Genomic DNA, 15,242 nt, shown 5'->3' with positions numbered 1-15,242 from the left:
AATTATAAAAAAACGTGCTTGCATAATTTTATGCTACACGTTTTTTACGAGAAATTTTCTTAAAGAAAATGTTATGCTTCAATAATCTATTATTTCATTTTTAAAATTGCCTCTTTAATAACCCAATCCGGTGTTGAGGCTCCAGCTGTGACCCCTATACTCTTAACATTTTTATCTTTTATAAATTCATCAGTAATACCTAATAAATTTTCTACATGTATTGTATTTTCACAATTTTTCTCACATATTTCATACAGCTTTGTAGTATTGGAACTATTAAAACCACCAATAACAACCATAGCATCAACTTTAATTGAAAGTTCTTCTGCGGATTTTTGGCGTACTTCAGTTGCACTGCATATAGTGTTGAACGCAACTATTTCCTTACAGGTTTTTATTACCTTGGTTAATACATCCTCCCAAGTAGCCTGCCTCTCTGTTGTCTGAGATACCACGCATACTTTATTTGATATATTACCGAGCTCCGTACCACTCTTAAGTATTACTGCAGAATCATTACACCATCCATTAATTCCAATAACTTCGGGATGATTTTTATCTCCAACTATAATTATATGATATCCTAAATCGTAATATTTTTTCACCTTTTTATGAATATTGGTTACATAAGGACATGTTGCATCTATTACATTAAGGCTGGTTTTTTTTAAAATATTTAATGTTTTTTCAGATACTCCATGCGATCTTATAATAATCGTATCATTTTCTTTTAATCTTGAAATATTATCAAGTTCTATAGGAAATATTGAATTTTCTTTCAAAAAATCCACAACATCAGTATTATGAATAAGTGGCCCTAGTGTATAGATTTCATTATTGTATTTTTCTTTCATATTTAAAGCCGTATCTACAGCTCGTTTAACTCCAAAACAAAAACCAGCTGAATCTGCTAGTGTTATTTTTCTCATACTGCCACCTCCATATATAAGGCATTATAAAAAATATTGAATTAACTATTCTTAATTTTCAAATTAATATATTCCACAATTGTTTCAACTACTCCATTAATGCTTAAATCAGAAGAATCGATTTCTATAGCATCTTCCGCTTTTATAAGTGGACTAGTCTCTCTATGTGTATCAACATAATCTCTTTTTATAATATCCTTTAAAATAGTATTGTAATCAACTTCTATATCCTTAGAAATTAATTCTTCGTATCTTCTTTTCGCTCTCTCTTCGCTACTCGCAGTTAAATAAAATTTAAAAGAAGCATCCTTAAGTACAACTGTACCAATATCGCGTCCATCCATAATAACATTAAATTTTTTGGCTATATTTTGTTGTAGCTTAACAAGTATTTCTCTGATTTCAGGAATAGCTGCATATTTTGAAACATTGTTGCTTATAATAGGCATATTTATCATATATGTCAGATCTTCCTTATTAACAAATAGACGTTCTTCTTCAAAATGAATTTCTAAAGATTCCACCATTTTAAGTAAATCATCTACATTATTTTCTGATATGTTTGCATTCATCGCCTTTAAAGTAACTGCTCTATACATTGCTCCCGTGTTAATATACATAAGACCAAATTTTTCACCTATCATTTTAGCTATAGTACTTTTACCTGCACCTGCAGGTCCATCTATGGCAACGGAAATTCCCATACTCTTCACCCCTCGTTTATAAAACTGCTAGTTTTAATAGCATTAATTTGCTACTGGAAGTAGCATTAATTTTCCCCTACATTACTCCCAGCTAAATTCCCTGTTGATAATGCTATTTGAAGGTTATAACCTCCTGTATATGCATCTACATCTATCATTTCACCTGCAAAATAAAGATTATCAATTTTTTTTGATTTCATGGTAGAAGCATCTATCTCTAAAGTATCTACTCCACCACTAGTTATAATTGCTTCTTCTATTGGGCGAAGGCCCTTAATATTAAACGTTAAATTTTGAAGCAAATTTACTACGGTTTTTCTTTCTTCTTTAGTAATAGAATTCACTTTTTTATCTTCATCAATATTAGATAGTTGAATTATCGTATTAATCATTTTTCTAGGAAGTAAATCATCTAATGAATTTTTAAAAGCTTTGTTTGCATATTTCAAGAAATCACTTTGAACTCGCTTATCAAGTTCAACTTCACTTAATGCTGGCTTAAGATTTATCACAGCCTTAAATTTTTCTCCTTCTTTTATAAAACTACTTGCACTTAATACAATAGGTCCTGAAGCACCATAATGGGTAAAAAGCATTTCCCCAAACTCTTTATATAGACTCTTATTCTTACTATTAGTAATTTTTAATTCTACATTTTTTAGAGAGAGACCCTGTAAATCCGAAACCCACGTTTCATCAAATTCTATTGGTACAAGTGATGCTTTAGGTTTAATTATATTGTGTCCTAAAGAACGAGTATAAGATAAACCTTCACCAGATGATCCCGTTTGTGGATATGATAAACCACCGGTACATAATATAAAGTAATCTCCATAAACATAACTTCCATCAGCAAGCTGTACTCCGACAATCTTCTGATTATCCCTAACTAACTTTTTAACTTTTGAGTTTAATTGCACTTTAACATTTTTATTTTTTAATTCCATATTAAACGCTTTTATTATATCCGAAGACTTATCTGACTGCGGAAATACTCTATCTCCTCTTTCAACCTTAAGGTTAACTCCTAATTCTTTAAAAAAATTCATTGTATCTTCATTAGTAAAGGAATATAAAGAACTATATAAAAAATGAGGATTACATGGTATATGTTCAAAAAAATCACCAATATCCTTCGCATTTGTAATATTGCATCTACCTTTCCCAGTTATATAAAGTTTTCTTCCTAATTTTTCATTTTTTTCAATGAGTACCACATCATGTTTTGATGAAGCTGTAACAGCTGCCATCATACCTGCTGGTCCTCCTCCAATAATAACTACTTTTGCCACCTAATCACTCCCTTATAATACTTACAATTATAAATTAATATAATACATTAATTTATTCAACCTCATTTAAAAATAAACACCGTATTTCAAATAAATATATGCATTCTATTATATCACACTCTTTTATATAACTAAAAAATAAAAAAATAAAAAAGGGAATCCCCCTAAAAGGATTCTCTTTGAAATATATACGTAAGAATTAATAATTTCCTTGTGCGTGCATTGCTTCTGCAACTTTAACAAATCCTGCGATGTTAGCTCCTGAAACTAGATTATAACCAAATCCAAATTCTTCTGAAGCATCTTTACAATTTTTGTATATATTAATCATAATTTCATGTAATTTTTCATCAACTTCTTCAGCCGTCCATGATAGTCTCATGCTATTTTGACTCATTTCAAGTGCTGATGTAGCAACTCCGCCTGCATTTGCAGCCTTAGATGGTCCTACATTAACGCCCTTTTCTAAGAAGTAGTCAACTGCTTCGTTAGTACATGGCATGTTAGCACCTTCACAAACAAATTTTATTCCATTTGCGACTATTTGTTTAGCATGCTCTATATTGATATCGTTTTGTGTAGCACACGGTATTACTATATCAACTTTTACATTCCATGGTTTTTCTCCAGCATGGAATTCAACATCATACTTGTCAGCATAGTCCTTAACTCTCGAGCCTTTATTTACCCTTAACATTTCAACTAAGTAATCTATTTTCTCTCCTGTTATTCCATTTGGATCGTATATATATCCGTCTGGACCTGAAAGTGTAACTACTTTACCACCTAAATCAGCAACTTTTGTGCAAACACCCCAAGCAACGTTTCCGAAACCCGAAGTAGCTACTGTTTTACCTTTAAAATCTAGCCCTTCATGTTTAAGCATTTCTTCACAGAAATAAGCTATCCCAAAACCTGTAGCTTGTGGTCTTATTAAACTTCCGCCATACGCTAACCCTTTTCCTGTAATAACTCCATTTTGAAAAGTTCCTTTAATCCTTCTGTATTGTCCATATAAATAGCCAATTTCTCGTCCTCCAACACCAATGTCTCCAGCTGGAACGTCAACATCTGGCCCTATATATCTGTAAAGTTCAGTCATAAAGCTTTGGCAGAATCGCATTATCTCAGCATCTGATTTCCCTTTTGGATCGAAATCAGAACCACCTTTACCTCCACCTATTGGAAGTCCAGTTAATGAATTCTTTAACACTTGTTCAAATCCTAGAAATTTAATGATTCCAATATAAACTGAAGGATGAAATCTTAAACCGCCTTTAAATGGTCCTATACATCCATTAAATTGCACTCTAAAACCACGGTTAACCTGTGTAACGCCTGCATCATCTATCCATGGAACCCTAAACATCATTTGTCTTTCAGGTTCACAGAATCTTTCTAAAAGGTTTGCTTCAATATACTCTGGATGTTTTTCTAAAACTGGTCCTAAAGATCCTAAAACTTCTTCAACTGTTTGTAAAAATTCAGGTTCATTAGGATTTCTCTTTTTAACATTTTCTAATACTTGCTCTATATATTCTTTTACTTCCATAATTTATTTCCTCCTTAAATTAATGTTTTATTTGAATTTAATATATATATGTATGTATATATATATTAGATTGCTACTACTTTGCACATAATTTATAGTATGCACTATTTCTTCCTCATTTAAAGAATTATAATTATATTTTAAAATAAAAAGCAAATATTTATATCCACTTATCTCATACTAATCATCCTAATCTTTATCTTTATAAGAATAAACTTGATATTCTTCCCATACGGTCTCCAAATTAGAAAATGTCCTTGAAATTTTTTCTTTTTCTCTTAATCCCACAGCAATAATTAATGCGTTTATTACACTGAGTGGCGCTACTAAAGAATCAACAAATGAAGCCATATTACTTTGAGCTATTAATGTATAGTCGGCTTTAGCAGCTAGTGGAGATAATAAACCATCTGTAATTGCTACAACATTAGCATTTCTACTTTTAGCAAAAGCCAAAGCTTCAACTGTTCTTGTTGCGTACCTTGGAAACCCTATTCCAATTACTACGTCTTTTTCATTAACATTAAGCATCTGCTCAAATATATCGCTGACACCATATGCTACAACCTTAACATTATCTAAAATAAGATTTAAATAAAAACCCAAAAATTCTGCTAATGCAGATGAACTTCTAAGCCCGATTATGTATATTCTTTCAGCCTTAAATAGTGAATTTACTATCTCCTCAAAAGTTTTATAATTAATCTTCTCCAGAGTAGCTCTAATATTTTCCATATCAGCTTTTAATACACCTTTTAATGCATTTTCTTGCGTAATGAAGTCGTTAGACAACTCAATTCTTTGAACGGTAGTTAGTTTGTTTTTAATTAATTCTTGAAGAGCTTTCTGTAGTTTTGGATAACCAGTGAAATCTAACTCATTAGCAAATCTTACAACAGTAGATTCACTTACTCCTACACTAGTACCTAATTTGGCTGCGGTCATAAATGCTGCCTTATCATAGTGTTTTAAAATATATTCTGCTATTAATTTTTGCCCCTTGCTTAACCGTGGAAACTTGATTTGAATAGACCTCATTAAATCTTGTTTGCTGTTTTCCATAACTAACTCAATCCTTTCTATGTTAATTCCAACCAAATAAAATGAAAAACTCCTTCATGTCCCACATAAAATGCATCATTTAATTATAGATTTTTCAAATATTTTATTTCATCTTCAGTCAAGTTTCTCCATGAACCCTTTTCCATATCGCCTAATAAAATATTGCCCACAGAAACTCTTTTTAATGCAATAACTGGATGTCCTATTGCATCACACATTTTTCTGATTTGGCGATTTTTTCCTTCATGTATAGTAATTGTAACCCTGCAGTTGAATCCAACCCTCTTATTTATTTGAAGATCCGCTTTCGCTGTAATGTATCCTTCAATATCTATCCCATTACAGAACTTAGATATTTCTTCTTCATTTGGACATCCTTCTAGTATTGCTAAATAAACTTTGTTGATTGCTTGTCTTGGGTGAATAACCTTATTATAGATATCTCCATCATTCGTTAATATAATTAAACCGCATGTATCATAGTCTAACCGTCCTATGGGATATATTCTTTCTTTTACCTTCACCAAATCTAGAATAGTTTTTCTTTCTTTTTCGTCCTTTACAGTAGATACTATCCCTTCTGGTTTATTTAGTGCAATGTAAACTTTGTTTTCTTCCATATTGATAATTTTATTATCCACATGTACCCTATCTTTTTCAGGGTCAACTTTATGACCAAGTTCTGTAACCATTAAATCATTTACTTTTACCCTTCCTGCTGTAATTATTTCCTCACATTTTCTTCGTGAAGCAACACCACAGCTCGCCATGAATTTTTGCAATCGTTCTTCCACTATATCACTTCCTAATATTATTTTAGTCACTGTATAAATATATATCTCCTATTAAAAAAATTTCATAAGCTAAATTCCACTTAATAAATGAATATCACTATAAATGTATTTTTCACCAAATATTTCTAACCACATTTCATAATCTATTATGAAATAAAATTGATTTAAAATTAAAATTAATATATATATAAATAAGTCTTCACGGATAATTATATAGTATATTAATAAAAAATCAATTGTTGAAAAATTATTTTTCATTTTAAAACACAAACACCGTTAATAATGCAATATATTTCCAAGAAAATATATTGCATTATTAACAACTTCAATTACTAATAGATTTGACTTGTTTTTATTTTGATGTATCTAATGCTATAATATACACAAAATATATTATTATAAAAGGAGGATATACTATGAACTTTACTAATTACTACATGCCAACAAAAATATTACTAGATGAAGACGTAGTACTAAAAAATAGCAATTTATTTTGTAATTATGGAGAAAAAGCTTTAATTGTTACTGGTAAAACCTCTTCAATCACTAATGGTTCATTAAAAGATGTTACTAATGCGCTGAAAAAAGAGGGAATTAAATATGATGTTTTTAATAATGTAGAAGAAAATCCCTCTTTAGAAACTGTAGAAGCCATTGCAAAACTTGGAATATTACAAAAATCTAATTTCATTATTGGAATCGGAGGGGGATCTCCCATTGATGCCGCAAAGGCAGCCGGTGTGCTCATAAATAACCCAAATGATACAATATGTAATTTATTTGAAAGCCCAAATTTAAAATCTATACCTATAATTGCCGTGCCAACAACAGCTGGAACAGGAACTGAAACAACTCCTTATTCTATAGTTACAGATAATGAACTACAAACAAAGCATGGTATATGTCAAAGAATATTTCCTGAATATGCTCTGCTGGATGTAAAATATCTAATGTTTTTACCAGAAAAAATAACTATTAATACTTCAGTAGACGCTTTATCACATTTAATAGAAGGATATTTGTCAACAAACGCAAGTATATTAAGTGATGCTTTAGCAGAAAAGGGATTAAAATTATTTGGTGAATGTCTAAATATGATAAAAGAAAAGGATTTCACCTACACTATAAGAAAAAAACTAATGGTAGCTTCTACTTTAGCTGGTATGGTTATAGCGCAATCTGGAACATCTCTTCCACATGGAATGGGTTATGCTCTTACATATTTTCATAATATACCTCATGGGAAAGCAAATGGAATACTTTTAAAGTCATATTTAGAATTTTGCGATGATAAAAGTAAAGTTAAAAAGATTTTATATCTATTAACCCTAGAGAATTTAGATGAACTTGGCTATTTTCTAAACTCTATGCTTGGTGATGTAAATAGTGTAACTTATGAAGACGTATGTTCTTATAGTGACAAAATGGCCTTAAACAATAATAAGTTAAAAAATCATCCCACACCTGTAAAGCGAGAAGATATACTAAATATTTATAAGAATAGTTTCAAATTATAAATATTTTAAAAAAAAGCAAATTAACATTTGCTTTTTTTAGGACATTAAAAATAACAAACACACTACGAGTAATATACCAAATATAAATAGTGAGTAAGTTAAACTATTCATGTTATACCCTATTTCTTCTATTTTTGATTTTACATTTATAATTTCTGACTTTTCCTCTGCCATCTCAATTTTGCAATTATTAATATCTTGAGTATTAAATAAATTGATGAATACGCTTCTCATCCTTCTTATAATAGCTTTTCCATAATCGATTTCCCTTTTATTAATTGAATCAATACTTCTCCCTATAAAAGTAACACTGTTAACTACTAAGCGATCAATTATATGAAAAATAAAGCAACTAATAAAAATAATACCTTTTCCTAGAGGCTTATATATATGTTTTTCTAAACTTATCCAATTTAAAGTTGGGTTCACATAATACCAATTAGTACCTTCCCCTTTTTTTAACACTTTTCTTATAAATCCCATATAAATTACGATACCAATTAATATTATTATAAAGGAGCTTTTAATATTATTTAAAGTGTAGAAATCCACGGCTATTGGCTCAGCATTTCCAAATGGCTTTAAAGCTTTATCTAGCACATGTAAGATTACACTTGGATTAAGTCCAATATAAATACTCATTAAACTAAATATAACCATTGGTAAAAGTGTCATTTTAGTTATCTTTGCCTTTACCTTTTCAATATTTTGATTGCTTTTTTCTATAAATACAGCTACAAATATTTTCAGTAAATAGGCTACAGTAAAGCTACTACTTATTATAAACACAATTTCACATGTTTTAAAAAACACCCCCCCATACATATGCTCCGCTTCGATAAGTGCCTCATGCAGCATTGTTTTACTAGTGAATCCATTAAAACCAGGCATCCCTATTACCGATAGAACGCCTATAAAAAACATTATCTTTAATGCATGTTTATTAATTCCAAAGCCACCAATTTTATTTATGCTAACCTCATTTAGCACCAAATATATGGTTCCTGTGCCCATAAATAATAAGGCTTTAAAAATTCCATGATTTATAACATGATACATTGTACCATAAATAGCTATAGTTCTATGCTCTTTCAAAACCCCTATTAATCCTATTCCAACAAGAATATAGCCAATTTGACTCATGCTACTATATGCAAGAATTCTTTTTATGTTTCTCTGCATCATGGCTAGAAAACCACCAATGAACATATTTAGAAGACCTATCACTAGAATAATAATTGAAATCATAAAATCTCCACTCATAATTACTTCAATAGTTAATATAATTCCAAATATACCGGTCTTCGCTAAAACTGCAGATAAAACAATAGTTGCAGGCGTTGGCGCTGCAGGATATGCCTTCGGTAACCATATGTGTAATGGTACCATTCCTGCTTTTACACCAAACCCTATAATAATTAGAGTTACGATAAGATACTTTACATCACCTAACTTGCTTACGCAAGCTCTAAGTTCACTAATATCTAATGTTTGAGTATAATTATACAGCAAAAATAATCCCATAAGCAAAATAAGACCACCAGTTACTGCCATTATAATGTAAGTATTTCCTGCATCATGCGAATAATCATCTTCATCGTTAATTATTAAAGCATATGATGTAAACGACATAATTTCGAAGAAAGTAAACAAATTTAAGAAGTTTTCTGATATGAAAATTCCAATAGTACTCGCTAGAGTTAACATAAAAAACAGATAATATCTATTCCTATTTTTAGGATTTTTTAAATACTGTGTTGAATATATTGTAGTTAAAAACCATATCATAGCTGTAAGCCAGACAAAAACATACCTAAACATATCCAATTTTAAATGAAGGCCTGTACCCATAATATAAGGTATAGATAGCTCTATTGGCTGTACTACAACATATTTATATAATATAGTAGTAACCACAAATACAATGGCAGTCATTACAATATTAAAGATATCTCTATATTTTTCATTTTTCATGCCTATAATGTAGCCTATTAAAGAACTAATAAGTGGGAACAGCAGAATAAACAGTAAATACGTAGTGGATTTCAATATAATACCCTCCTTTCTTAAATTACCTCACTAGCAATTTTCTGAATAAATGAGATAAGCATATTAGGAAATAATCCAAGTAAAACAATTATAATGGTTATCATAACTATGGGTAGTAACATTTTTATTGGTGCTTCCTTAACTATAGTGTTCTCCCCTTTTTTGAAAAAGGCTTCTTTTATAACTGGAAGAAGGTATAAAGCAGTTAATAATGCACTAATAAGCAATATTGCAGGAAAAACCATTTTCCCTTCTGTAAGTCCGCCTTGAGCTAGAAACCACTTACTAACAAAACCATTTGTTGGTGGAATTCCGATAAGTGATATTGCAGCTACACTAAAACACCCCATTGTTATTGGCATCTGTTTGCCAATACCTCTAATCTGACTAATCTCTGTTTTCCCCGTAGTGTACATTATCGCTCCAACACAGAAAAAAAGAACAATCTTAATTACTGCATGATTAATTAAATGAAGCAGACCTCCAACAAATGCATCTTCATTTAAAAGAACCACGCCTAATAATACATATCCTAATTGACTAATGGTTGAGTAAGCTAACCTCTTTTTTAAATTTTCTTGATGTAATGCTAAGAATGAACCCATTAAAATTGAAATTACTATCAGAATACTTAAAAATATATTTATATGGAGCTGCCTAATTATTTCTGTCCCAAAGATAAAATAACTCATCCGTATAATAGCAAAAATTCCCGATTTTACAACAGCGACTGCATGAAGCAGTGCACTAACGGGAGTTGGAGCAACCATTGCTGCAGGTAGCCATGAATGGAATGGCACAAGGGCCGCTTTAACTCCAAAACCTAAAAACATGGAAACGTAACTTACCAAATATAGGTTTTTATTATCATTTGTTAGTGCTGGCAAAATACCATGAGCATCAAATGTTGTATCCTTCGTAATGCTGAATAATAAAATCATTCCAAGCAAAACCAATGTGGCTCCTACAAATGAATATATCAGATATTTTTTCCCGCTTTTTAACGCTTCTTTTGAATCAGTGTGAATTACAAGCGGGAAGGTTGACAATGTAAGAAATTCATAAAAAGCGTAAAGTGTTATAAGATTTCCCGAAAAGGCAATTCCTATGGTTACACCGAGTGTTGCAAGAAAAAAAGTATAAAATTTTCTCTCTTTGCCTTCGTGTTTCATATATTCTATGGCATAGAAAGCAGTGAAAATCCATAAAATTGCAACTAATAAAGAAAACAATATACTTAACTTATCTATTTTAAAATAAATATCTAGAAATTCATTTATTTTGAATAGATGAGTTCTACTTTCTCCAAACACATAAAATATAGTAACTAGAAAAATAAAATTTAATATAACGCCCATACTAACAAAAATATTTCTTTTCTTTTCATCTAATTTTATTGTTGCCATAATTATTGCTAATATAAATGGGAATAAAATTGGTATTATTATTGTGATATTATTCAACTGCGAAGCATCTCCTCTACTTAAGTCCTAGGCTAATTAAATCTATAATACCACTAGATGTTAATCCCACGTAAACCATTGAAATCACTAGAAAAATTACAGGCATCAATTCTTTTACAGGTTTGCTTTTAGATTTATATACTTTATCTTGTAAATTTTCTTCTCCAAAAAATCCATTTATTATGATTGGAAAATAATATACTGCATTTAATAAGCTGCTAAGCAATATAACCGCTACTAAAATTGTATCTCCAGATGCTATAGATGCTAAAGATAAGTGCCACTTGCTTACAAATCCAGGCAATATCGGAATTCCTATCATAGATAGTGCACCCATAGAAAATAATCCTAAGGTTAGTGGCATTTCTCTCCCTATTCCCTTTAAATGTTCTAATGTTTTATGTCCTGTTTGTTCTATCATTCCACCAACTAATAAAAACAAAGCTGATTTAGTTACCGAATGCCCAATAATATGGAATATAGCAATGGAAACTCCTAAATCAGTTCCAAGACCTATACCAAGAAATATATACCCCATTTGTGCCACAGTAGAATATGCTATAACTCTTTTTATATTTTTTTGAAAGATAGCAAAAACTGAGCCCATTATCATTCCTAAACTACCTAATATCAGTATAATATTCAAAACAGAATAATACTTAATTATTTCTATTCCATAAAGTCTATATAATATTTTAATTAAAAGTAAAATAAATGCCTTTAAAACTAAAGAAGATAAAAGTGCACTTGAGGAGGTAGGTGCACTTGAATGGGCATCTGGTAGCCAATTGTGAAGTGGGAACATAGCACTTTTTACTCCAAGACCAACAATAAATAAAACTATAGAAATCAGTACTGCATTTGGATAATTTAAGTGGCTTTTAATTAATATTTCATGAATGTAGTCTATATTCAAATGCCCAGTCATTGAATACAAATAAGCAATTCCCATAAGTACAAGGCCGGATCCGATGCAACTCATAATTAAATATTTCATAGTGGCTTTTATGTTTTCTTTTTTGTCTTTAACAATAATAGTGCCACAAGACGCAAGTGTTCCTACTTCTATAAATACAAAACAGTTAAACAAATCATTAGAATATACTACGCCGAGTAAGGAACCTATTAAAATGTTTATAAGTAAATAATATAAAGCTACCTTTGATTCTTTGATTTCCTTTTCTATACTATAAATTGAATACCAAATTATCATAAGTGAAACAAATGTAAAAACCAAACCCATTATAGCCTCAATTATTCCAATGCGGAATTCAATTCCATAAGGTGCATTAAAATGTCCAATTCTATATAAATATCCTCCCTTGTTAATAACAAAGATTAAATTTATCACTGCTAAAATCATTACTATTGTCATTGATATTAAACTAATACCCTTAACAATCTTTGTGTTTTTAATTAAAGGCATTATAAATGCCGAAATGAACAATATCAATATAATTGTAAGTGGAAAACTCTCGATTAGGCTCATTTTAATCACTCCTCATCTTAATAATTTCATCTAGTTCAATGGTACCGTATCCTTCATACAACCTCACTGTTAGTGCAAGGGCAAATGCTGTTGTACTGACTGCTACAACTATCCCAGTAAGCATAAGCGCAGATGGAACAGGATTGATGTAACCTTGAATTCCTTTATGCGCCCCTATAATAATGGGAGCATCTTTACCTAAAATATATCCTTTTGCAATAAAAAATAAAAAAATTGCTGTATCCATTATATTCATACCAATTATTTTTTTTATTAAATTATTATGCAATAATAATATTGCAAAACCAATTCCAAACAGTATGATTGCGCCAGTCTCATAATAATTATTTATTAATCCTTCCATAATTAAATTTCCCCTCTGTCAAATAAATTGAAAAAAAAGTATATAGTAATCGCTACAATACTTCCTACTAATATGTTAAGTGGCAATAAAAATCCACCACTGAGTATATTGCCTGGTGTTCCTAAACTAGGCTGCGGAAGCCCTAAATGATTTCCACCAGTTATAAAACTATACCCTTTTAATAACCCATAAAACATAATTGCTCCACATAGATAGGTTATTAATCTTGCGTATGGTAATTTTTTATCTGTAAACTTTTTACCATAAATTATTCTATATAAGATGAAACTTGTGCCTATAATTGTTCCACCTGCAAATCCCCCACCTGGGCTTAGATGTCCATAAAAAATTATATAAATCCCAAAAATCTGAATGCAAGGTATTAGCACTTTACTTACTTCTTTTAAAATAGTACTTTTTATAATGATTTCGTAAGTACCTGTATCCTTAGGGTTCCTTTCTTTCTTTAGAAGTAACAAAACTATAATTGAAGCAGTAAACAATACACTTGACTCAACAAAAGTGTCAAAGGCACGGTAATCTAAAATAATACCTGTAACAATGTTCATTGCACCAGTTTCTTTTGTTGTTTTCTCTATATAATAATGTGCAACTTCATTATTGGCGGGATTATCATATTGTCCAAATTTGGGGAGTTCATTAACTCCCAAAAGTAAAATCATAATTAGAGTTGCTGTAATCCCAATAGATAAAAATTTTCTCATTTTCTTACTCCTTTAACTCTTTTTAGTGTAAGTATAAATAAAATTGTAGTAATACCTGCTCCAACTGCGGCTTCAGTTATTGCTAAATCGGGAGCATTTAGCTGTTGCCATAGAATTGTCATGATAAGGCTATAAACCATAAATACTATTATTGCACCAAGCAAACTTTTTATAGTAGAAACGACTACAGCAGAGCCTATTAAGAACATCAGCATTATCAAACTAAATATCTTCATGTTTTTTCACCCCATTTATTTTCGCAAGAGACGCTTGCCGGGTATACTCAGCCTTAGCAATTAAGTGTGTAGCTGTTGGATTCGCAATCCATACAAATACAATAATTAATACAATTTTCAAACTAACCATATTTAATCCATTTAATACTACCAATGCAGATAGGCATAATATAGCCCCTAAGGTATCACATTTAGCCGCGCTATGGGCTCTTGTAAACACATCTGGAAATCTTATAATTCCTAGTGTTCCAACCATGAAAAAGAATAACCCTCCAAAAAGAAAAATAGCAACAATCAACTCTCTCATATATTTCTCCCTTCTGAATTTCCAATAAATTTAGCTATTACAATAGAAGATAAAAAACTAATCAAAGCATATACTATTGCTACATCCACAAAATAAGTTTCATTAAGTAAAAATGAAACTATAAGAATAAGTACAATAGTTTTAGTGCCTATAACATTAATAGCAATAAGCCTATCTGCTGCACTTGGCCCCTTAATCGCTCGCAACATACATAAAAAAATTGTAGCCGCTAAAAATAAAATAGAAAAAATCAATAGTTTACTCATAAATGTCTTCCTCAACTTCTAAAATTATTTTTTCAAAATCTGAATCAATTAGCCCATTTACAAATTCATTTTTCAAACAATGCACAGTAATTTTATCTCTATCCATTGAAATGGTTAAGGTTCCCGGCGTTAATGTTATAGAATTAGTAAAAATTGTTTTAAGAAACCCAGATTTTATTTTTGTGTTAATTGTTACTATCTGTGGCGATATTACTATTCGAGGGCTCAAAACTATTTTTGCCACACTAAAATTGGACACTATTATTTCTTTTATCAATATAATAGTGTAAGATAACCATTTTCCAGTGCTTTTCTTGAAATTTACTCGTCTATTACTACACATCAAATCTTTATTTAAATTTCTAACTAATAAACTTATTATTATACCAATGCAAATAGTTTCAACTTTCACATTTGCTGATAGAATGATCCAAAATAATAAATATACAATTCCAAAATACATTTTAAAAATCCCCCTATAAATTTTCACTTA

General features: G+C 30.4%; 15 protein-coding genes and 1 pseudogene. 1 reads left to right on the top strand and 15 read right to left on the bottom strand.

From position 1 onward, the window contains the following. Nucleotides 1–95: 95 nt before the first annotated feature. The 6 genes and pseudogenes from KTC92_RS02115 to KTC92_RS02090 all read right to left on the bottom strand — a co-directional run. A pseudogene (locus KTC92_RS02115) lies at nucleotides 96–929 on the bottom strand (4-hydroxy-3-methylbut-2-enyl diphosphate reductase); the annotation flags it as partial. 41 nt (nucleotides 930–970) lie between these two features. Then, the gene (cmk, locus tag KTC92_RS02110) at nucleotides 971–1,633 is read right to left on the bottom strand and encodes a (d)CMP kinase (RefSeq protein WP_216303046.1); all 663 of its coding nucleotides are present in this window, start codon (nucleotides 1,631–1,633) and stop codon (nucleotides 971–973) included. Nucleotides 1,634–1,698: 65 nt separating this feature from the next. After that, nucleotides 1,699–2,886, bottom strand: a complete 1,188-nt coding sequence (locus KTC92_RS02105) for an NAD(P)/FAD-dependent oxidoreductase (protein ID WP_253198179.1) — start codon at nucleotides 2,884–2,886, stop codon at nucleotides 1,699–1,701. Between the two features lie 238 nt (nucleotides 2,887–3,124). Further along, nucleotides 3,125–4,477, bottom strand: coding sequence for an NADP-specific glutamate dehydrogenase (gdhA, locus tag KTC92_RS02100; RefSeq protein WP_220285874.1), 1,353 nt, complete (start codon nucleotides 4,475–4,477; stop codon nucleotides 3,125–3,127). A 189-nt stretch (nucleotides 4,478–4,666) separates the two neighbouring features. After that, entirely contained in the window at nucleotides 4,667–5,539 is an 873-nt protein-coding gene (locus KTC92_RS02095; RefSeq protein ID WP_216303110.1) for a MurR/RpiR family transcriptional regulator, read from the bottom strand. A gap of 83 nt (nucleotides 5,540–5,622) precedes the next feature. Beyond that, nucleotides 5,623–6,333, bottom strand: a complete 711-nt coding sequence (locus KTC92_RS02090) for a pseudouridine synthase (RefSeq protein WP_216303111.1) — start codon at nucleotides 6,331–6,333, stop codon at nucleotides 5,623–5,625. A gap of 416 nt (nucleotides 6,334–6,749) precedes the next feature. On the opposite strand from KTC92_RS02090, the gene KTC92_RS02085 reads away from it, so the two are divergent. Continuing rightward, the gene (locus tag KTC92_RS02085; RefSeq protein ID WP_220285875.1) at nucleotides 6,750–7,850 is read left to right on the top strand and encodes an iron-containing alcohol dehydrogenase family protein; all 1,101 of its coding nucleotides are present in this window, start codon (nucleotides 6,750–6,752) and stop codon (nucleotides 7,848–7,850) included. Between the two features lie 36 nt (nucleotides 7,851–7,886). Here KTC92_RS02085 and KTC92_RS02080 read toward each other — a convergent pair whose 3' ends face one another. From KTC92_RS02080 to KTC92_RS02040, 9 genes are all read right to left on the bottom strand, one after another. After that, nucleotides 7,887–9,899: a complex I subunit 5 family protein gene (locus KTC92_RS02080; RefSeq protein WP_220285876.1), complete on the bottom strand. Its 2,013-nt coding sequence runs from the start codon at nucleotides 9,897–9,899 to the stop codon at nucleotides 7,887–7,889. Nucleotides 9,900–9,916: 17 nt separating this feature from the next. Further along, nucleotides 9,917–11,305 (bottom strand): monovalent cation/H+ antiporter subunit D family protein, encoded by a 1,389-nt coding sequence (locus KTC92_RS02075; protein WP_258280656.1) that lies wholly within the window; start codon nucleotides 11,303–11,305, stop codon nucleotides 9,917–9,919. Nucleotides 11,306–11,378: 73 nt separating this feature from the next. Further along, on the bottom strand, nucleotides 11,379–12,851 hold the full coding sequence (locus tag KTC92_RS02070; protein ID WP_220285877.1) for a complex I subunit 5 family protein: 1,473 nt from the start codon (nucleotides 12,849–12,851) through the stop codon (nucleotides 11,379–11,381). Between the two features lies 1 nt (nucleotide 12,852). Further along, complete coding sequence (locus KTC92_RS02065; protein WP_216303053.1) at nucleotides 12,853–13,215, bottom strand: sodium:proton antiporter; 363 nt, start codon at nucleotides 13,213–13,215, stop codon at nucleotides 12,853–12,855. 2 nt (nucleotides 13,216–13,217) lie between these two features. Then, the gene (gene mbhE, locus KTC92_RS02060) at nucleotides 13,218–13,940 is read right to left on the bottom strand and encodes a hydrogen gas-evolving membrane-bound hydrogenase subunit E (protein ID WP_220285878.1); all 723 of its coding nucleotides are present in this window, start codon (nucleotides 13,938–13,940) and stop codon (nucleotides 13,218–13,220) included. Further along, on the bottom strand, nucleotides 13,937–14,176 hold the full coding sequence (locus KTC92_RS02055) for a hydrogenase subunit MbhD domain-containing protein (protein WP_216303055.1): 240 nt from the start codon (nucleotides 14,174–14,176) through the stop codon (nucleotides 13,937–13,939). The genes mbhE and KTC92_RS02055 overlap by 4 nt, the downstream gene beginning before the upstream one ends. Continuing rightward, nucleotides 14,163–14,483, bottom strand: coding sequence for a monovalent cation/H(+) antiporter subunit G (mnhG, locus tag KTC92_RS02050; RefSeq protein ID WP_216303056.1), 321 nt, complete (start codon nucleotides 14,481–14,483; stop codon nucleotides 14,163–14,165). The genes KTC92_RS02055 and mnhG overlap by 14 nt, the downstream gene beginning before the upstream one ends. Further along, nucleotides 14,480–14,749: a monovalent cation/H+ antiporter complex subunit F gene (locus tag KTC92_RS02045; protein WP_216303057.1), complete on the bottom strand. Its 270-nt coding sequence runs from the start codon at nucleotides 14,747–14,749 to the stop codon at nucleotides 14,480–14,482. The genes mnhG and KTC92_RS02045 overlap by 4 nt, the downstream gene beginning before the upstream one ends. Beyond that, nucleotides 14,742–15,212, bottom strand: coding sequence for a Na+/H+ antiporter subunit E (locus KTC92_RS02040; protein ID WP_216303058.1), 471 nt, complete (start codon nucleotides 15,210–15,212; stop codon nucleotides 14,742–14,744). The genes KTC92_RS02045 and KTC92_RS02040 overlap by 8 nt, the downstream gene beginning before the upstream one ends. Between the last annotated feature and the right edge of the window lie 30 nt (nucleotides 15,213–15,242).

The organism is Clostridium sp. CM027 (assembly GCF_024730565.1).
In the GTDB taxonomy this organism is placed as follows: Bacteria; Bacillota; Clostridia; order Clostridiales; family Clostridiaceae; genus Clostridium_AD; species Clostridium_AD estertheticum_B.
Note: the sequence above shows the minus strand (reverse complement) of the source record. Positions and strands in the feature narration are given on the sequence as shown.